The organism is Aurantiacibacter flavus (assembly GCF_039710615.1).
In the GTDB taxonomy this organism is placed as follows: Bacteria; Pseudomonadota; Alphaproteobacteria; order Sphingomonadales; family Sphingomonadaceae; genus Alteraurantiacibacter; species Alteraurantiacibacter flavus.
Window position 1 is genome coordinate 77,877 of the sequence record NZ_JBDLBR010000002.1, and the last position, 18,824, is coordinate 96,700.

Sequence of the window (18,824 nt, forward strand, 5' to 3'; positions counted from 1 at the left end):
GGACATGCTCTATTATCTCGCAGGATTGCTCGAATTCGAAGGTCTGTGGAACCTCGTCCGCTATCAGACCTTCCGCGCCGGCGCGACGATGATGACCGCGCTGATGATCGGCCTGATCATCGGCCCGCGCTTCATCGCCATGCTGCGCGTGCGGCAGGGCAAGGGGCAGCCGATCCGCTCCGACGGCCCGCAGACACACCTTGCCAAAGTCGGCACGCCTACGATGGGCGGGCTGATGATCCTTGTCTCGCTGTTCATGGCGATGCTGATCTGGATGGACCTTACGAACCCGTTCGTCTGGGCCTGCCTGGCGGTGATCGCGGGCTTCGGCCTGATCGGCTTCCTCGATGATTACGACAAGGTGACCAAGCGCCACCATGCCGGGCTTTCGAGCAAGGTCCGGCTGCTGGCCGAGTTCGTCGTGGCCGGCATTGCCGCCTGGCTGATCGTGAGCGAGATCAACACCAACGTCTATGTGCCGTTCCTGTCGGATCGCGCGATTCCGCTGGGGCCGTTCTACTATGTGTTCGCGGCGGTGGTGATCGTGGGCGCAGGCAATGCGGTGAACCTCACAGACGGGCTCGATGGCCTTGCCACGATGCCGGTGGTGATCGCGGCGGGCACCTTTGCGATCATCTGCTATCTCGTCGGCCGCGTCGACTACACCGAATACCTGGGCATTCCCTATGTCCCGATGGCGGGGGAACTGGCCATCCTTTGTGCGGGAATCATCGGGGCCGGGCTCGCCTTCCTGTGGTTCAACGCGCCGCCCGCCGCCGTGTTCATGGGCGATACCGGTTCGCTCGCGCTGGGTGGGGCACTGGGCGCGATTGCCGTTGCCAGCCACCACGAGATCGTGCTCGCCATCGTTGGCGGGCTGTTCGTGCTCGAGGCGGTGAGCGTGATGGTGCAGGTGTTCTGGTTCAAGCGCACCGGCAAGCGGGTGTTCCGCATGGCCCCGATACACCATCATTTCGAGCAGCTCGGCTGGAAGGAATCGACCGTGGTGATCCGGTTCTGGATCATCGCCATCGTGCTCGCGCTGATCGGCCTTTCGACGCTCAAGCTACGATGATCACGTCGCGCGCCTTTGCGGACAAGTCCTATTGCGTGCTGGGTCTGGCGCGCTCGGGGATGGCGACCGTCGAGGCGCTGCTGGCGAGCGGTGCGCGGGTGACGGCGTGGGATCGCCGGCCCGAGCCGCGCGAACAGCTGGCCGACCGTGCGACGATTGCCGACCCGATGGAGATCGCGCTCGACGGGTTTGACGCAATCGTGGTGTCGCCCGGAGTGCCGCTCAACACGCACCCGCTGGTGCCGCGCGCGCAGGCGGCGAGGGTGCCGGTGATTGGCGATATCGAGCTGTTTGCCCAGGCGCGGGCGGACCTGCCGGAGCACAAGGTCGTCGGCATTACCGGCACCAACGGCAAGTCGACGACGACTGCATTGGTCCATCACCTGTTACAGAGCGCGGGCGTGCCGACCGAAATGGGCGGCAACATCGGCTTGCCGATTATGGCGCAGGAGCCGCTTGCCGCGGGCGGTGTCTATGTGCTCGAGCTTTCGAGCTATCAGATCGATCTCACCTTCTCGCTCGCTTGCGATGCGGCGGCACTGATCAACGTCACGCCCGACCATCTCGACCGCTATGAAGGGTTCGCTTCCTATGCCGCCTCCAAGGCGCACTTGCTCGCAATGCAGGAAGCAGAGCAATTCGCGGTGTTCGGTTGCGCGGACGAGCCGACCCGCGCGGTCCAGCAGGTCGAACAGGGGCGCCGCATGCCGGGTCGGGCTGTCTGTGTAGATCTTGCCGCGCTAGCGCCGAAGCAGAGCGACTGGCCTTCGTTGCAGGGGCCGCACAACCTCCAGAACGCCGCGATTGCAGCCGCATTGGTGGCCGAGCTTGGCCTGACAGACGCGCAGATCGCCGAGGGCCTGGCGAGTTTTACCGGCCTCCCGCACCGAATGGAGCGGATCGGCACCTATCACGATGTCCTGTGGGTGAACGACAGCAAAGCCACCAACCCCGCCTCCACTGCGCCCGCGCTGGCCGCTTTCCCGCGCATCCACTGGATCTGCGGCGGCCTGCCCAAGGACGACAACCTCGACGAATGCCTGCCACACCTCGGCAATGTCGCGGCGGCCTATACATTCGGCGAGGCCGGCGAGATGTTCACTCGGCTGCTCGCCCCTCAGGTGCCGGTCGAACCGTGCGAGATGTTGTGCGAAGCGGTGCGGCGCGCCTGCGACAAGGCGCAAGCTGGTGAGGTCGTGCTGCTCAGCCCGGCCTGCGCCAGCTTCGACCAGTTCCGCGATTACGAGGCACGCGGTGACGCGTTTCGCGAGCTGGTGCGCGAGCTTTGCGCTGACAGCGAAGCGGGGAGCGACAAGGCATGAACAGACAGCGCGGCATTGTCCACGGGCTCGGTCTTCCGGTTACGGCGCCCAAGCCTCAGCGCAAGGGGCTCGCGCTGGCGGAAGAGCGGCGCCGGATGGTGCGCATCTGGTGGCGTGAGATCGACCGTGTGTCGCTGGTGTTGATTGCGCTGCTGATGGCGGTGGGCGCGCTGGCGGTGATCTCGGCTTCGCCCGCGAGCGCCGCGCGCCTGTCCACCGCCGACACCCAGCTGGGCGAGCTGCACTTCTTCTGGTTGCACCTGCGCTGGCAGGCGCTGGGGATCGTGATTCTGCTGGCGACCTCGCTGCTCGAACCCACGCTGTTGCGGCGCGGGGCGATTGTGATGGCCGCGGTCATGCTGTTCTTTCTCGTGCTGGTGCCGGTGGTCGGAACCGAGGTGAACGGAGCACGACGGTGGCTGAACCTCGGCCTCAGCCTGCAACCGAGCGAATTTCTCAAGCCCGCCTTCGTGATTACCTTGGCGTGGATTCTCTCATGGAAGCTGCACGATCCCGATCTACCGGTGATTGGGGTCAGCTTCGCGCTGCTGGTGGTTATCGTCGGGCTGGTGATTGCGCAGCCGAACCTTGGCGAGGCGATCCTGTTCGCGGGCGCGTGGTTCGTGATGGTCATGCTGGCGGGCCTGCCGATGCAGCGGATTGGCGTGATGAGCGGGCTGGGCGTGGCGGGGCTGGTCGCGGCTTACATGTTCTATGACAATGCGCGCCACCGCATCGATTCCTTCCTCGGCGGCGGCACGGCCTACGATCAGGTCGACCTTGCCGCACGCACCCTGCAGGGCGGCGGCTGGACTGGCACCGGCCTGTGGCTGGGCACCAACAAGATGCGCCTGCCCGAGGCGCATACCGACTATATCTTCTCCGCCGTGGGCGAGGAATTCGGCCTGCTGGTCTGTGCGATTATCGTGGTGCTCTATCTGGCTATCGTGATGCGCGTGCTGGTGCGGCTGGTGAACGAGGACCGGATGTTCAACATCCTCGCCGCCAGCGGGCTTATCGCTTTGTTCGGCGGGCAGGCCTTCATCAACATTCTCGTCAATCTGCAGCTTTTTCCCTCCAAGGGTATGACGCTGCCGCTGGTAAGCTATGGTGGCTCTTCGACCCTTGCGCAGTGCTTCACCATCGGTCTCCTGCTGGCGGTGACGCGGCGCAACCCGTTCCTTGACCGCGAGAAGTTCGATCTGCGCGGCACGCTCGAGAAAGAGGCCGGCTGATGCCCGGAATTTCCCGTCACTATGTTCTTGCCGCCGGGGGGACCGGTGGGCACCTGACCCCCGCATTCGCGCTGGCCCATGTGCTGGAGCGGCGCGGCCACCATGTCGCGCTGATTACTGACGAGCGCGGGGCGGCGATCCCCGGCAAACCTGATTTTCTCACCGCCCACGTGCTGCCCGCCGGGCGCTTCGGAAAGAACCCGCTCGGCTGGTTCAAGGCCATCGCTGCGGTGCTCGAAGGCCGGGCGCAGGCACGGCGGATTTACGAGACGTTCCAGCCCAGCTGCGTGGTGGGATTTGGCGGCTATCCGGCGCTGCCCGCCTTGCTGGGTGCCAGCGCCGATGGGATCGGCACCGTGATCCACGAGCAGAACGCGGTGCTGGGCCGGGTCAACCGTCTGCTGGCGGGACGGGTCGATGCGATTGCCACTGCCTATCCGCAGGTCGATCGGCTGAAGCCCTCGCATCAGGGCAAGGTCCATCTGGTTGGGAATCCGGTGCGCCCCGGTGTCTTGTCGCTGCGGGACGAGCCGTTCCCGCCGTTCACCGCCGATGGCCTGTTCCGGGTGCTGGTGACCGGCGGCAGCCAGGGCGCGAGTGTGCTTAGCGAGGTGGTGCCCGATGGTCTCTCCATGCTGCCGACCGCGCTGCGCAGCCGCCTGCAAGTGACGCAGCAGTGCCGCCCGGAAGACCTTGAGAAAGTGCGCGAACGTTATGCCAAGCATGGCATTGCCGCCGAACTCGCAACCTATTTCGAGGATATGGCGGCGCAGTTGGCCGACGCCCACCTGTTCATCGGCCGCGCGGGCGCTTCGACCATTGCCGAGCTGACCGCCGTGGGCCGCCCCGCGATCCTCGTGCCGCTACCGATCGCCACCGACGATCATCAGGCTGCCAACACCCGCGAGATGGTGACCGCTGGCGGCGCGCGCGCGATCCGGCAGACTAGCTTCACCGCTAAGGAACTGGCCAAACAGATTCAGGCCATGGCGATGCATCCTGAAACATTGGCGACTGCTGCCCACGCGGCCTTCAACTGCGGCCGCCCCAAGGCGGCGGAAGACCTTGCCGATCTCGTGGAAAGCTTCGGCGGCGACACCATTCAGGACGTGATCCGTGTCGGAGGCGCTACCTCGGCGATTGCGTCGGAGCGTGGGGCAGTGGGGCAGGTGGCCAAGGAGAAGGCGAAGTGAAGGGCGTTCCGACCGATATCGGCACGATCCACTTCGTCGGCATTGGCGGGATCGGCATGTCCGGCATTGCCGAGGTGATGCATAACCTCGGCTATTCGGTGCAGGGCAGCGATCTGGCCGAGGGCGTTAGCGTTCAGCGGCTGCGTGCGCGCGGGATCACGGTTCACATTGGTCATGGCGCCGAAAACCTTGGCGATGCCACCGTGGTCGTTACGAGCACGGCGGTGCGCCGAACCAACCCCGAAGTTGCCGCAGCGCTCGAAGCGCGTATCCCGGTGGTGCGCCGCGCGGAAATGCTCGCCGAACTGATGCGGCTGAAAAGCACGGTGGCTGTCGCCGGAACGCACGGCAAGACGACCACCACCTCGATGGTCGCCACCTTGCTCGATGCGGGCGGGGTTGACCCCACGGTCATCAACGGTGGCATTATCGAAAGCTACGGCTCGAACGCGCGGCTGGGTGACAGCGAGTGGATGGTGGTGGAGGCCGACGAGAGCGACGGCAGCTTCCTGCGGCTCGATGGCACCATCGCCGTGGTGACGAACATCGATCCCGAACACCTCGACCACTACGGCAGCTTCGATGCGGTAAAGGATGCGTTCCTCCAGTTCATCGAGAACGTGCCCTTCTACGGCGCGGCGGTGCTGTGCCTCGATCACCCCGAGGTGCAGAACGTGATCGCCCGCGTGCGTGATCGCCGCGTGATCACCTATGGCTTCAGCCCCCATGCCGACGTGCGGATCGAGAATCTCGTCGCCGAGGGCGGGAAGAGCCGGTTCGAGGTGATCCAGCGCCTGCGCGATGGCTCGGAGCGGAGCGTGACGGATATCGTCCTGCCGATGCCGGGCCGGCACAATGTGCAGAACGCGGCAGCGGCGGTCGCCGTGGCGCTGGAGATGGGCTGCGCCGAAGACACCATCCGCGAAGGCTTTGCCCGTTTCGGCGGGGTGCGCCGGCGCTTCACTGAGATGGGGCGGATCGCGCTCGGCGGCGGGGAAGACGTGCGCGTGATCGACGACTATGCGCACCACCCGGTCGAAATCCGCGCCGTGCTGTCCGCCGCGCGCGAGGCTGCGACAGGCCGGGTGATCGCGGTCGCCCAACCGCACCGTTTCACCCGTCTGCGCGATCTGATGGAAGAGTTCCAAGGCTGCTTCACCGACGCCGACGTGGTCTATGCCGCGCCGGTCTATACGGCGGGGGAAGACCCGATCGAGGGCGTAAATTCCGATGCGCTGGTGGCGGGCCTCAAGGCGCGTGGGCACCGGCAGGCTGCACCGATTGCCAGCCCCGAGGCGCTCGCCGCCGAGCTGGCCGGGCTGGTCGAGCCGGGCGACATCGTGGTCTGCCTCGGCGCGGGAGACATCACGCGCTGGGCCGCAGGCCTTGCCGATGCCGTCAATGCGCAGCGCAAGCAGGAGGCCAGCGATGCAGCCTGATGGCTCCATGTCCATGCAGAGCGCCCCTGGCTCGCACGAAGAGGCCACCGTCGGCGGCAAGGTGCCGCAGGATGTCGCTGGCAAGCTTACCAAGGATGCGCCGCTCGCAAAGCTCGTGTGGTTCAAGAGTGGCGGCAAGGCCGACTGGCTGTTTGAACCCGAGAGCGTGGAAGACCTGATCCAGTTCCTCACCCGCATGGAGGAGGGCACCCCGGTTATGGCCTTGGGGCTCGGCTCGAACCTGATCATCCGCGATGGCGGGGTGCCGGGTGTGGTGGTGCGGCTGGGCAAGCCGTTTGCCAGCGTCGAGGTCAAGCGCGACAATGTGCTCGAATGCGGCGGCGGAGCGCCGGGCATTCTGGTGGCTTCGAGCGCGCGCGATGCGGGCATAGCCGGGCTGGAATTCCTGCGCGGCATTCCCGGCACGGTGGGCGGCTTCGTGCGGATGAACGGCGGGGCCTATGGCCGCGAGGTGGCCAATGTGCTGGTCGATTGTGATGTGGTGATGCCCGATGGTGCCTGCATTTGCGTGCCCGTGGCTGATCTCGACTATTCCTATCGCCATTCGCGCCTGCCCGAAGGGGCCATCGTGATCGCGGCGCGGTTCAAGGGCGAGCCGGGCGATCCGGCGGCGATCGAGGCGGAGATGAACCGCATCGCCCATGCTCGCGAGGAAACCCAGCCGCTGCGCAGCAAGACCGGCGGCTCGACCTTCAAGAATCCCGAGGGCGACAAGGCCTGGCGGCTGGTCGATGCGGCAGGCTGCCGAGGCCTGAAGATCGGCGATGCGCAGGTGAGCGAGAAACACGCCAATTTCCTCATCAACACCGGCCACGCCACCAGCACCGATATCGAGGGGCTGGGCGAGGAAGTGCGCCGCCGCGTGGCCGAAGCGACGGGCGTGTCGCTGCAATGGGAAATCCAACGGGTGGGGCGGCCGTGAACCGATACGATCTGACATTCTCCTCCCCCCATGTGGGGGGAGGCCGGGAGGGGGGAGTCCGGCGTTCGCTAAGTGAGCGTCCGAACCCCCACCCCCAACCCCTCCCCCTCGGGGAGGGGAGTTTTGGCACTGACGGAATTTGCGCATGACTCTCCCCAAACTCCACATTCTGGTCCTCATGGGCGGCTGGGCAAACGAGCGGGAGGTTTCGCTTATGTCCGGCAACGGGGTCGCCGATGCGCTGCAAAGCAAAGGCCATAAGGTCACGCGGCTCGACATGGACCACGACGTTGCCGCGCGCATCGCCGAGGCTGCGCCCGATGTCGTGTTCAACGCGCTCCACGGTGTGCCCGGTGAAGACGGTACGGTTCAGGGCATGCTCGACCTCATGGGCATTCCCTACACCCACGCTGGCCTTGCCACCTCGGTGGTGGCGATCGACAAGGAACTGACCAAGCAGGCGCTCGTGCCGCACGGTGTGCCCATGCCGGGCGGACGCGTTGTCCAGTCGGAAGACCTTTATGGCGGCGACCCGCTGCCGCGCCCCTATGTCCTCAAACCGGTGAACGAGGGCAGCTCGGTCGGCGTCGCCATCGTCACCGACGAGAGCAACTGCGGCAACCCGATCCAGCGCGATGCCGTAGGGCCGTGGCAGCGCTTCGAAAGCCTGCTCGCCGAGCCCTATATCCGCGGGCGCGAACTGACCACGGCGGTGCTGGGCGACAAGGCCCTGTGCGTCACCGAACTGGTGCCCAAGTCGGGCTTCTACGATTTCGATGCCAAGTACACCGACGGCATGACCGACCACGTCTGTCCGGCCGACATCCCCGAGGAGATCGCTGCGCTGTGCTGCGAATATGCTCTGCGCGCGCACAAGCTGCTCGGCTGCCGCGGCGTAAGTCGGTCGGACTATCGCTGGGACGACCAGCGCGGCGCGGACGGGCTGTTCCTGCTGGAAACAAACACCCAGCCGGGCATGACACCCTTGAGCCTCGTGCCCGAACAGGCGCGCTTCTGCGGCATTTCCTATCCCGACCTGTGCGAGATCATCGTCGAAGATGCGCTCCGCTTTTTCGGCAAGGGTGGATAGATGGCGCAAAAGATCAGCCGCAATGTGAAGGGCGTGCGCCGCCAGGCCCGCGCTGCCGACACCAGTCGCCGCGTGCGCAAGGCGCGCGGGCAGGGTCGGTCGTTGCTTGGCTCTGTGCTCGCGATGCTGCCGTTTAGCGAGAGCCAGCTGCACAAGTTCTTCACCGTGCTGATCTTTGCCGGCGTGCTGGCCTTCGTAGTGTTTATCGCGCGCGTCACCGGGCTGGCCGACTTTGCCGAGGACCGCTTCGCGCTGGTTTCGGCCAATGCCGGGTTCGAGGTGCATCATGTCGAGGTGCGCGGGACCAATCACCTCAGTGAGATGATGGTCTATGAACACGCCATCGGCAGGCGCGATCTGGCGATGACACGGGTGGACCTCGAAGCGCTGCGGCAGGAATTGCTGACCTTGCCGTGGGTCAAGGATGCGCGCGTTTCGCGCCAGTTGCCCGACGTGCTGGTGGTCGACATCGTCGAGCGCGAGCCTCACGCGGCGCTGCGCCGCGAGAACGAACTGGTGCTGATCGATGCCACCGGGGTCGAGCTGGAAGAGGTCACGACTGACAAGGCCAGGGATATGCTCGTGATCGGCGGCGAGGGCGCGCAAAGCCAGGTCGAAGCGCTTGCCTCGTTGCTCGATGCGGCCCCGGCGCTGCGCCAGCAGGTGGCGCAGGCGGACTGGATCGGCAATCGCCGCTGGGATTTGACTTTCGCGACCGGCCAGCGGCTGTCGCTGCCCGAAGGTGCGGACCGTTCCGCCGCCGCCCTGGTGGCCTTTGCCGAGGCCGATGGCGTGCATCGCCTGATTGGCGGCGAAGTGGTCGCCTTCGATCTGCGCAACCCGCCGAACATGACGATGCGCGTGCCCGGACGCGCGGAAACCAGTGAAATGAGCATGGGGGAGGATAGCTGATGACCAGTGGCGCAAATCGCATCGAACGCGTTATCGGCGCGGTCAATATCGGCTCATTCCGCATTTCCGCCATGATCGCCGCCATTGCCGAGGACGGCGAGATGCAGGTGCTGGGCAGCGGCCACCGCGCCAGCCAGGGCATCAAGCGTGGCTATGTCACCGACATGGCGGCGGCGACCTATGCCGTGCGCGACGCTTTGGAGCGGGCCGAGAAGCTGGCCGGGACGAGCGTCGATTCGGTCTGGCTCGGCGCATCGGGTGCGGGGTTGACCAGCGAGATTCGCCCGGTCGAGATCGGCATCGGCGGGCGTCGGATCGAGGAAGAGGATATCGAGCACCTGCTCGTCACCGCGCAGGGCAGCCTTGAACCCGACGGGCGCACAGTGTTGCATGCGCAACCCGCCTGCTATTTCCTCGATGGCGCCGATGGCGTGTTCAACCCCAAGGGCCTCCATGCCGAGCGGCTGGGCGTGGACATTCACATTATGCTCGCCGATGGCGCGCCGATGCGCAATGTAACCGAGGCGGTGCAGCGCGCGCACCTTGAGGTGCAGGGCGTGGTCGCCTCGCCGCTGGCCACAGGGCTTGCCTGCCTCACCGAGGAGGAGCGCGACCTCGGCGTGGCGCTGGTCGAGTTCGGTGGCGAGGTTACCAACGTCTCGGTCTATGCTGGCGGGATGCTGGTGGGCCTGAACGCGATCCAGCGCGGATCGGCGGATATCACCGATGCGATTGCCTCGGCCTTTTCGATCCGCCGGTTCCAGGCCGAGCGGCTGAAGTGCAAGCACGGCTCGGCCATCGCCAGCCCGGCTGACCACCGAGAGATGATCGCCGTCACCGCGCCGGGCGAGGAAGGCCGCGGGCCGGTCGCGCGTGGGGCCGACGATCGCGAGCAAGTGCCGCGCGCTGAGCTGATTTCGATCATCACCGGCGAACTCGATGCGCTGATGAGTGAGGTCGGACGCAGCCTCGAAGCCATGGGCTTTACCGGCAGCAGCGGTGGCCGACAGGCGCGGCAAGTGGTATTGACCGGGGGCGGGGCAGAACTGGCCGGCCTTGCGGACTACACCCAGAGCGTGCTCGGCGTGGCCGTGCGCATCGGCCGCCCGCCAGCGCTGAAGGGCCTGCCCGAGGCGCATTCGGTGCCCGGATTCTCGACGCTGGCGGGGCTCATGCTCTATGCCTTGCGCGATCCGGTCGACATTCGCCGCGTCGGTTCGCGCTTCACCCGCACGCATCGTCCCGGCCCTGCGGCCACGGTCGGCCGGGTATGGAAAGCGATGCGCGATTTTTTTTGAGTGGCGAGTGCCAATTGGTCAGGCGCGCGCAATTGTGGATTTGTAGAGTTTTCAGATAACGCCCGCCTATGTGTTTGTGGCAAAAGCGGTAAATCGAGCATTGCGGGACTTGGCCGCAGGAGAAAGACATGAGCATCAATATCGGTCCGCCTTCGGTGGAAGAACTTCGCCCCCGTATCACTGTGATCGGCGTGGGTGGCGCTGGCGGGAATGCCATCGCCAACATGATCGAGAGCGAGATCGAAGGCGTCGATTTCGTTGTCGCCAACACCGATGCGCAGGCGCTGAACAACGCCATTGCCGAGCATCGCATCCAGCTTGGCCCCGACATCACGCAGGGCCTCGGCGCTGGCTCGCGGCCCGAAGTGGGGCGCGCGGCGGCTGAGGAAACGGTCGAGGATATCGAGCGTGCGCTCGATGGCGTGAACATGGTCTTCATCGCTGCCGGTATGGGCGGCGGCACCGGCACCGGCGCTGCACCCGTGATTGCCGAGGCGGCCCGATCGAAGGGCATCCTCACCGTTGGCGTCGTCACCAAGCCGTTCCTGTTTGAGGGCACGCGCCGGATGCGCGCCGCTGAAAGCGGGATCGAGGAGCTGCAGAAGCACGTCGATACGCTGATCGTCATTCCGAACCAGAACCTGTTCCTGGTCGCCAAGGCCGACACCACCTTCAAGGAAGCCTTCTCGCTGGCCGACGAGGTGCTGCAGCAGGGTGTGCGTTCGATCACCGATCTGATGGTGATGCCGGGCCTCATCAACCTCGACTTTGCCGACGTGCGTTCGGTGATGAACGAGATGGGCAAGGCCATGATGGGCACCGGCGAGGGCGAGGGCGAGAATCGCGCTCTCGAAGCGGCTGAGCGTGCCATCGCCAACCCGCTGCTCGATGGTGTGTCGATGCAGGGTGCCAAGGGCGTGATCATCTCCATCATTGGCGGCGAGGATATGCGCCTGCTCGAGGTGGACGAAGCGGCCAACCACATCCGCGAGCTGGTCGATCCCGAAGCCAACATCATCTGGGGTTCGGCCTTCAATCCCGAGCTGGAAGGCAAGATTCGCGTTTCGGTGGTCGCCACCGGGATCGAGCAGACCGGCGATAGCAGTGCCAAGGCGGCGACCCGACCGCTTGACCTGTCGACCTCGCGCGGCCCAAAGACGCCGATGGCGGCGGCAGGTTCGGTCGCCCCTGCGGCTTTCGACGATGATGAAGACGTGGCGGCGCAAGCTGGCGATGCGGGTGCACCTGACCTTGAAGATCTGCGGAACCCAGAGCCCGCGCCCTCGGCGCCGGAGCCGATGGACCTTGCCGGACTGGACGAGGTTGAAGAGGTGGAGGACGAGGCTGAGCCCGCTCAGCAACCGCAGCGCTTCGCGCCGTTCGATCGCGCGGCAGCCGCGAACAAGGACCGTTCGGAAGCACATGACAGCGCGGATGAGGAAGACGAGTTGCTGCTCGATTCCTCCAAGCTGGCGGATGATGAGGATACAGGCGGTTTGCCCGGGCGTCGTCGCGGTATTGTCGCCGATGGCGAGGAGAGCAAGGGTGAGGCGGCCCCGCAAGCTGGTGCGGACCGCACGGGCCGGGCCGGAGCGGCTGCCGGTTCCAGCGGGGGCAGCACGCTGTTCGAGCGCATGGCCAATCTTTCGCGCGGCCCTGCCGAGGAAGACGAATCGGAAGATGATGACGATGGCGATGGCGGCCCGAACATGCGGATTCCGCGCTTCCTGGGGCGTCAGAACAACCAGTAGTCGCATCGCCGGTGGCCGCGTGCTTGCCAAATGCGGCGCGCGTGCCATCTAGGCCGACAATGTCGAAGATAAGAGTTCTGCTGTCCTGTTGCACCGCGCTCTATGTGAGCGCGGCTGCAGCGCCTTTTGTGCACGCGCAGGAGGTGGTGCAAGCGTTGCCGAACCCCGCTGCGGCGGATCTCGCGAATGCCATGCGCCGCTTGTCGGCAGACCCCGAATCGGTGGATGCGCTGGTCGATGCAGGCGAGGCATCGCTCGCGCTCGAAAATGTCGACGCCGCACTCGGCTTTTTTGCGCGCGCGCAGGACATCGATCCCGACGATGGCAGGATGCTCGCAGGGTTGGGGCAAGTGGCCGTACGCCGGGGCGAGGCGGTGACCGCGCTGCAACTGTTCGAAAATGCTGACTATGCGGGCGAGCCGATGGACCCGCTCGCGGGCGAGCGGGCGCTGGCCTACGATCTGGTCGGCAACAATGCCCGTGCGCAGCGGTTGTACCGGCAGGCTATTGACGACGATCCCGATCCGGAGACGATGCGGCGTCTCGCCATCAGCTATGCGATTGCGGGCGATCAGGCGGCGGCGGAAGAGGTGTTGTTGCCGCTGCTTCAGCAGAACGATCTTGCCGCCTTTCGTACGCGTGCCTTTGCTCTGGCCATTCTGGGCAAGGAAGCCGAAGCGGTGACGATTGCCGAAACCATGCTGCCCGCGCGGCTGGCGAGCCGGATTGCGCCCTATCTGCGCTATATGCCGCGGCTGACGAAGGCGCAGCAGGCGGCGGCGGCCAACCTCGGGCAATTCCCCTCGGGCTCGCAAATCGGGCGCGACGATCCGCGTATCGCCGCGCTTGGCAGGTCGGCAGATAACGAGCCGGCGGCTCCCCGTGACCCCGTGCGGGGGGACGAGCGGCTCATTCCGGCAGGTCCGTCGCTTGCCAGTTCCTCCGCCGCCACGGCTCCAGCGCCTGCGGCCGATCCTGCGGAGCGCGAATTGCCGCCGGTGGCCGAGCCGCAGCCTCCCCGTAGTGGGCCGGTTGCAATCAATTCGACGGGTGGGGAACTGCCATCGGTGCCCGAGCAGGGCGAGCCGGTGACGGTCGCCGCCGTCACCGAGGAACTGCCTGCCGTTGCGCCCGCACCGGAACCCGAAGCGCAACCTTCGCTTGCTGCGCCGGAGCCATTGCCTGCCGCCGCCGAGATGCCTGTCACCGCGGCAGCCGAGCCCGAGCCCGAGCCCGAGCCCGATCTGGCCTCGGCCTTTGCCGACTTCGCGCGCAGTTCGCCCTTGCCGGTTGCCGCCTCTGCCAATGCGGTCGACATCACCGCCATCGAGATTCCGCGTGAGCGCCCCGCGCCTCCGCCACCGCCGCCGCCTCCTGCGCATCCCTCGCGCCAGTGGGTGCAGGTGGCGACCGGGCAGGATACCGGCGCCTTCCGTTACGACTGGCGGCGGATCAAGCGTTCGGCCGGCGGCCTGCTCGACGATGCGGAGGCGTTCACCACCGCCTGGGGCGAGACCAACCGGTTGCTCACTGGCCCCTTCGACAGCGCGCGCGAGGCGCAGGAATTCGTAAGCGAACTCGGCAAGGCGGGGGTCGACAGCTTCCGCTTCACCAGCGACACCGGGCAGGAAGTCACGCCGCTCTAGCGTGTCGACAAGGGCGGACCGGGCCGCCTGCGGTTCTGCCCGCCTTTCTTTATGCACATGCTACGAACAGCCCATTGCAGTTTTGCACGGGCGACTTGGATGCAGTGATTGCACCCGGGCCATCAGGTCAGCCATTAAGCATGACATGATGAGGACACAGGCTCTATGCGCATGACAAGCACTCGCGAGACCATCGACGCGACCGAGGACGCGGCGCCCGTGGACATGCTCGCCGCTGTGTTCGAGGCCCATGGATGGGCTCATGATTTCGTCGGAGAGGACGAGATTTGTGGCGAAATTCCCGGCAGTTGGACCACCTATCAGCTGCGCGCGATCTGGCGGGCGGAAGACCGGGTGTTGCAATTGCTGTGCCTGCCCGAAGTGCGCGTGACAGAGGCCCGGCTGCGTGAGGCGCAGGAATTGCTGGCCATAGTCAACGAGCAGCTCTGGCTCGGCCATTTCGACATCTGGTCTCAGGGCTCGGTGCTGCTTTATCGCCACGGGCTCCTGTTGGGCGATGACGGCACGATCAGCCTCGATATGGCGCAACTGGCGCTCGATACGGCCGTGTCTGAATGCGACCGTTTCTATCCGGCATTTCAGTTCGTGCTGTGGGGCGACAAGAGCCCACGCGAAGCGCTGGATGCCGCGATGGTCGACGCCGCGGGCGAGGCCTAGGGCCTGCAAGCCGCATCCGGGGGGTTGAAATTTTCCGCATAACGCAGACTTGGTAAGGCCAGTTTCGCGGTTACGGCTAAGGACCTATTTTATGGCATTCAAATCCACCCTCATCGTCGGTTGCGGCAATATGGCCGGAGCGATGCTCGAAGGCTGGCTCGCGGCGGGGACGTCGCCGGACAGCTTTACGATCGTCGATCCCGTGCGCGAATCCGCACCGGGCGGCATTGAGCTGCTGCGCGAACTGCCCACCGACCGCCAGTTCGATGCGATCCTGCTTGGCGTCAAGCCGCAGATGCTGGGCGATCTCGCCCCGCAGATCGAGCCGCTCGCGGGGCCGGATTGCACCATCCTGTCGATGTTGGCCGGGGTCGAGCTGTCGACGTTGAAGGACAAGTTCCCGCGTTCTGCGGCGCAGGTGCGGGTGATGCCCAACCTCGCGGTGGCCATGGGCAAGGCGCCGGTCGCGCTCGCTCAGGCCGGGCTCGACGATGCGGCGCAGGCGTCGTTGATCGAATGGATGGGCGCGCTCGGCCATGCTGAATGGGTGGCGGAGGACAAGTTCGACCTCGTCACCGCGCTGGCCGGCAGTGGCCCGGCCTTCGTCTATCGCTTCATCGATGCGCTCGCCAACGCTTCGGTGCGGCTTGGTCTGCCCGAGAACAAGGCGCAGCAGTTTGCGCTGGCAATGGTGGAGGGGGCAGCGGCTCTCGCGGCCCAGTCGGAGCATTCGCCCGGCAAGCTGGCCGACATGGTGGCGAGCAAGGGCGGCGTGACCCGCGCGGGCCTCGATGCGCTCGATGAGGATGAGGCGCTGTCCAATCTCATTACCAAGACCCTGCGCTCAGCGCGCGATCGCAGCATCGAAATGGCGCGTGAGGCGCGTGACGAAGGTTAATACGACGCCTGCCGGTTTCGCTTGAAATCGCAGGCTTCCATCGCGATATTGTAGCCAGCCCGGCCCGCCCCTCTTGAGGCCGGACAGAGGAGTTTGCAAGAAATGGCAAATTGGAACGACAACCGCCCGCAGACTGGCTTCGGCCAGCAAGGCTTCGGCGCGTCGGCGGGCCAGACGCGTGATCTGTCAGGCGGCACCACCTTCGATGCCGGCCTGCGTGCGCACATGCTTTCGATTTACAACTACATGGCCTCGGGCGTGCTGCTGACCGGTGTGATCGCTGCGCTCACGGCCAACATGGGCTGGGCCTATGCCTTTGCTTCGGGTCCGCTGATGTGGATCGTGGCGCTGTCGCCGCTGGCTATCGTGTTCGCGATGAGCTTCGGGCGCAACAAGTTCTCGACTACCACGCTTCAGGCAATGTTCTGGGGCTTTGCGGTCCTGATGGGCTTATCGCTGTCGACGATTTTCCTCGTCTACACCTCGGGGTCTATCGCGGTGACTTTCTTCGCCACGGCGGCGGCCTTCGCGGGCCTGAGCCTGTTCGGCTATACCACGGGCAAGGATCTGTCGGGCTTCGGCAGCTTCCTGATCATGGGTGTGATCGGCATCCTGGTTGCCTCGCTGCTGAACATGTGGCTGCAGTCGCCCGGCCTGATGTGGGCCATCAGCGGCCTCGGCGTCCTGATCTTCGCGGGCCTCACCGCCTACGATACGCAGCGCCTGAAGCAGGAATATCTGGCGATCAACCAGATGAAGATGACCAATCCTTCGATGGCTGCGGCCTATCCGCTGGGCAAGATGGTGATCCTCGGCGCGCTCAGCCTGTATCTCGATTTCATCAACATGTTCCTGTTTCTGCTGCGCTTCATGGGCGCCGCACGCGACTAACACGCTGTTCAGCGTACGCCTGAAACATGTGGTGTAATATTTGCCCGGCAGTGCTTCTCGCGCTGCCGGGCAAAGTGTATTGTTGATCTGCGGCAAGATGCCATCCCTCGTTCAGGCATGCCGCATCATGATCGAACGTCATTGCGACGGAGAGGACCGACACTTGCATATCGAACTGACGCCACGCAGGCTTTCCAATACGGCGCTCACGGCGCTGCTGCTTGCCTGTGCAGCCTGCACAACACCGGCCCCGCCGCCTCCGCCTCCGCCACCGCCTCCGCCGCCTCCACCGGTGGTAGAAGCGGTGCCCCATCGTCCATTGCCGCCGCCGCAGTCGGCCTACACCATGGATATTCCGCGGGTGGGCGTCGCCGGTGTCCGGCGCACGGTCAACACCGATCTCGACGAGAACGAGACGCTTTGGCACTTCCGGTCGGGCTGGAACGTGGCGGCGCTCAATTGCCAGGTTGCAGACGACGATCCCATCCTCACAGGCTACCGTGCTCTGCTGGACACGCAGTCGCGCAGCCTGTCGCGGGCGAACACTGCCCTCGATCGCAAGTTCCGCCAGGACACGAGGACCGATCGCGCGGCGTTGCTGGCGCGTGAGACGCATTCGACCGGAGTTTATAACTACTTCGCCAATCCCTCCGCGCGATCCGAGTTCTGCAGTGTAGCGCGACAGGTCGCGAGCGAGTTTCTTGCCTCGCCGCCCGAAGACATGACCGCCTTCGCGACGCTCGGCCTCCAGCGCTACGAGCAGGCTTTCGACCGGTTCTATGTCGCCTATGAAGAGTACGAGCGACTCTCGGCCGATTGGGATCGCAAGTGGGGCGCACAATATGGTCCGTCGCAGCCCGGCTGGGTGGCGCTCTACGGTAACGGTGGCCAGGTCTCGGCGACGGACGAGGCCGGCCCAGTTCCCACTGGCTACGTTCTCGATCCCGAGAGCGGTGGTGAGCTTCCGGTTGTGCCGGTTGATGAAAGTGCCAGCAGCACCCCCGTGGTGCAGCCGGTCCCGGCTGACGCGGAATAGTTCCGGGCATTTTTTCCTTTTCGGGAGGGCGGCTTGGCGTTAAGAGCCGCCCTCCCAGCCGGAACGGACTCGATTCCGTGTTCGGCGAACCTGGATACGGGGCCGTAGCTCAGTTGGGAGAGCGCGTCGTTCGCAATGACGAGGTCAGCGGTTCGATCCCGCTCGGCTCCACCAGTTTGTTTTGCGATCGCGCATCCGCGCGATCGTCCTCGGTGCAATTCCCTCCACTTGGCTGACGCCTTCGTTTCGGGGCACCTGCGGGCGGCCGGTCGGCCTTGCGGGCGCAACGCGCCCGTTTGAGCGTCCGGCGTTTTAGGGTAAGTGGACGCCATGCATTTTCTCGATCAGTCGAAAATCTTTCTGAGGTCCGGCGCAGGCGGACCCGGCGCTGTCAGCTTCCGGCGCGAAAAGTTCATCCAGTATGGCGGGCCCGATGGTGGCAACGGCGGCAAGGGCGGCGACGTGATCTTCCGCGCAGTGCCCGGCCTCAACACGCTGATCGACTTCCGCTATGCGCAGCACTTCAAGGCCAAGCGCGGCGGCCACGGCATGGGCCGAAACCGCACTGGTGCAGCCGCCGAAGACCTGATCATCGAGGTGCCCGTGGGCACGCAGGTGTTCGATGAAGAGCGCGAGGAGCTTCTCGCCGACTTCACCGAGGAGGGGCAGGAAATGACCCTGCTCGAAGGCGGCATGGGCGGGCGCGGCAACGCCAGCTACAAGTCGAGCACCAACCGTGCGCCGCGGCAGCATCAGCCGGGTGAGCCGGCGCAGGAAATGTGGGTGTGGCTGCGGCTGAAGCTGCTGGCCGACGTGGGGCTGCTTGGCCTGCCGAATGCGGGCAAGTCGACCTTCATCAACGCTGTTTCCAATGCGCGGGCCAAGGTCGGCGCCTATGCCTTCACCACCCTGGTGCCCAAGCTGGGCGTGGTGCACCACAAGGCCCGCGAGTTCGTGATTGCCGATATTCCCGGCCTGATCGAAGGCGCGGCAGACGGCGCCGGGATCGGCGACCGCTTCCTCGGCCATATCGAGCGTTGCCGGGTGCTGATCCACCTGATCGATATCACCGGCACCGACCCGGTCGAGGCCATGCGCATCGTCGAGGACGAGCTGTCAGCCTATGACGAGGAACTGGCGGGCAAGCCGCGCCTCGTCGTGCTCAACAAGGTCGATCAGGCCGATGACGAGCTGGTCGAAGCTTTCTCGGAAGAGCTGATCGCAGCGGGCGCGGAAAAGGTATTCGCGATTTCGGGGATGAGCGGCGACGGAATCAACGAGTTGCTCGATGCACTGCTCAGCTATCTGCCGCTGCGCACCTCGACCGAGACCAAGGCCGCGCCGGTGCTGGCCGAGGAAGAAACCGACGAGCCTGCAAAGCCGTGGAATCCGCTGGGCTGACGCGCTAAGTCGCGGC

General features: G+C 65.5%; 16 protein-coding genes and 1 tRNA gene. All 17 read left to right on the forward strand.

The annotated features are described in order from the left end of the window. Window positions 1–4: 4 nt before the first annotated feature. The 17 genes from mraY (at window position 5) to obgE (ending at window position 18,808) form a co-directional block, all read left to right on the forward strand. Entirely contained in the window at window positions 5–1,075 is a 1,071-nt protein-coding gene (gene mraY, locus ABDJ38_RS05090; RefSeq protein ID WP_346784005.1) for a phospho-N-acetylmuramoyl-pentapeptide-transferase, read from the forward strand. Beyond that, a complete protein-coding gene (gene murD, locus ABDJ38_RS05095) occupies window positions 1,072–2,397 on the forward strand; it encodes a UDP-N-acetylmuramoyl-L-alanine--D-glutamate ligase (RefSeq protein ID WP_346784006.1) in 1,326 nt (441 codons plus the stop codon). Before mraY ends, murD begins: the two co-directional genes overlap by 4 nt. Next, entirely contained in the window at window positions 2,394–3,632 is a 1,239-nt protein-coding gene (locus ABDJ38_RS05100) for an FtsW/RodA/SpoVE family cell cycle protein (protein WP_429771089.1), read from the forward strand. Before murD ends, ABDJ38_RS05100 begins: the two co-directional genes overlap by 4 nt. Next, the gene (murG, locus tag ABDJ38_RS05105) at window positions 3,632–4,825 is read left to right on the forward strand and encodes an undecaprenyldiphospho-muramoylpentapeptide beta-N-acetylglucosaminyltransferase (protein WP_346784007.1); all 1,194 of its coding nucleotides are present in this window, start codon (window positions 3,632–3,634) and stop codon (window positions 4,823–4,825) included. Before ABDJ38_RS05100 ends, murG begins: the two co-directional genes overlap by 1 nt. Beyond that, a complete protein-coding gene (gene murC, locus ABDJ38_RS05110; protein WP_346784008.1) occupies window positions 4,822–6,264 on the forward strand; it encodes a UDP-N-acetylmuramate--L-alanine ligase in 1,443 nt (480 codons plus the stop codon). The genes murG and murC overlap by 4 nt, the downstream gene beginning before the upstream one ends. Before the next feature lie 13 nt (window positions 6,265–6,277). Continuing rightward, window positions 6,278–7,207: a UDP-N-acetylmuramate dehydrogenase gene (gene murB / locus ABDJ38_RS05115; RefSeq protein WP_346784009.1), complete on the forward strand. Its 930-nt coding sequence runs from the start codon at window positions 6,278–6,280 to the stop codon at window positions 7,205–7,207. Between the two features lie 145 nt (window positions 7,208–7,352). Continuing rightward, entirely contained in the window at window positions 7,353–8,297 is a 945-nt protein-coding gene (locus ABDJ38_RS05120) for a D-alanine--D-alanine ligase (protein WP_346784010.1), read from the forward strand. Beyond that, window positions 8,298–9,209, forward strand: a complete 912-nt coding sequence (locus tag ABDJ38_RS05125; protein ID WP_346784011.1) for a cell division protein FtsQ/DivIB — start codon at window positions 8,298–8,300, stop codon at window positions 9,207–9,209. After that, on the forward strand, window positions 9,209–10,507 hold the full coding sequence (gene ftsA, locus ABDJ38_RS05130; protein WP_346784012.1) for a cell division protein FtsA: 1,299 nt from the start codon (window positions 9,209–9,211) through the stop codon (window positions 10,505–10,507). The genes ABDJ38_RS05125 and ftsA overlap by 1 nt, the downstream gene beginning before the upstream one ends. A 128-nt stretch (window positions 10,508–10,635) precedes the next feature. After that, on the forward strand, window positions 10,636–12,258 hold the full coding sequence (gene ftsZ / locus ABDJ38_RS05135; RefSeq protein ID WP_346784013.1) for a cell division protein FtsZ: 1,623 nt from the start codon (window positions 10,636–10,638) through the stop codon (window positions 12,256–12,258). 59 nt (window positions 12,259–12,317) lie between these two features. Next, window positions 12,318–13,904 (forward strand): tetratricopeptide repeat protein, encoded by a 1,587-nt coding sequence (locus ABDJ38_RS05140; RefSeq protein WP_346784014.1) that lies wholly within the window; start codon window positions 12,318–12,320, stop codon window positions 13,902–13,904. 171 nt (window positions 13,905–14,075) lie between these two features. Next, the gene (locus ABDJ38_RS05145) at window positions 14,076–14,582 is read left to right on the forward strand and encodes a type III secretion system chaperone family protein (protein ID WP_346784015.1); all 507 of its coding nucleotides are present in this window, start codon (window positions 14,076–14,078) and stop codon (window positions 14,580–14,582) included. Window positions 14,583–14,673: 91 nt separating this feature from the next. After that, on the forward strand, window positions 14,674–15,480 hold the full coding sequence (locus ABDJ38_RS05150; protein WP_346784016.1) for a pyrroline-5-carboxylate reductase family protein: 807 nt from the start codon (window positions 14,674–14,676) through the stop codon (window positions 15,478–15,480). Between the two features lie 102 nt (window positions 15,481–15,582). Then, a complete protein-coding gene (locus ABDJ38_RS05155) occupies window positions 15,583–16,371 on the forward strand; it encodes a Bax inhibitor-1/YccA family protein (protein WP_346784017.1) in 789 nt (262 codons plus the stop codon). Window positions 16,372–16,534: 163 nt separating this feature from the next. Beyond that, window positions 16,535–17,407 carry a hypothetical protein gene (locus ABDJ38_RS05160; protein WP_346784018.1) on the forward strand — a complete coding sequence of 291 codons (873 nt, stop codon included), beginning with the start codon at window positions 16,535–16,537 and terminating at the stop codon, window positions 17,405–17,407. A gap of 98 nt (window positions 17,408–17,505) precedes the next feature. Beyond that, window positions 17,506–17,581 (forward strand) — tRNA-Ala (locus tag ABDJ38_RS05165). 156 nt (window positions 17,582–17,737) lie between these two features. After that, a complete protein-coding gene (gene obgE, locus ABDJ38_RS05170) occupies window positions 17,738–18,808 on the forward strand; it encodes a GTPase ObgE (RefSeq protein ID WP_346784019.1) in 1,071 nt (356 codons plus the stop codon). Window positions 18,809–18,824: the final 16 nt, after the last annotated feature.

Coding starts and splice junctions, on each gene's coding strand:
- ABDJ38_RS05140 (WP_346784014.1), top strand. CDS start 12,318: ATGTCGAAGATAAGAGTTCTGCTGTCCTGTTGCACCGCGCTCTATGTG.
- ABDJ38_RS05120 (WP_346784010.1), top strand. CDS start 7,353: ATGACTCTCCCCAAACTCCACATTCTGGTCCTCATGGGCGGCTGGGCA.
- murG (WP_346784007.1), top strand. CDS start 3,632: ATGCCCGGAATTTCCCGTCACTATGTTCTTGCCGCCGGGGGGACCGGT.
- mraY (WP_346784005.1), top strand. CDS start 5: ATGCTCTATTATCTCGCAGGATTGCTCGAATTCGAAGGTCTGTGGAAC.
- murD (WP_346784006.1), top strand. CDS start 1,072: ATGATCACGTCGCGCGCCTTTGCGGACAAGTCCTATTGCGTGCTGGGT.
- ABDJ38_RS05150 (WP_346784016.1), top strand. CDS start 14,674: ATGGCATTCAAATCCACCCTCATCGTCGGTTGCGGCAATATGGCCGGA.
- ftsZ (WP_346784013.1), top strand. CDS start 10,636: ATGAGCATCAATATCGGTCCGCCTTCGGTGGAAGAACTTCGCCCCCGT.
- ftsA (WP_346784012.1), top strand. CDS start 9,209: ATGACCAGTGGCGCAAATCGCATCGAACGCGTTATCGGCGCGGTCAAT.
- obgE (WP_346784019.1), top strand. CDS start 17,738: ATGCATTTTCTCGATCAGTCGAAAATCTTTCTGAGGTCCGGCGCAGGC.
- ABDJ38_RS05125 (WP_346784011.1), top strand. CDS start 8,298: ATGGCGCAAAAGATCAGCCGCAATGTGAAGGGCGTGCGCCGCCAGGCC.
- ABDJ38_RS05155 (WP_346784017.1), top strand. CDS start 15,583: ATGGCAAATTGGAACGACAACCGCCCGCAGACTGGCTTCGGCCAGCAA.
- ABDJ38_RS05100 (WP_429771089.1), top strand. CDS start 2,394: ATGAACAGACAGCGCGGCATTGTCCACGGGCTCGGTCTTCCGGTTACG.
- murB (WP_346784009.1), top strand. CDS start 6,278: ATGCAGAGCGCCCCTGGCTCGCACGAAGAGGCCACCGTCGGCGGCAAG.
- ABDJ38_RS05145 (WP_346784015.1), top strand. CDS start 14,076: ATGACAAGCACTCGCGAGACCATCGACGCGACCGAGGACGCGGCGCCC.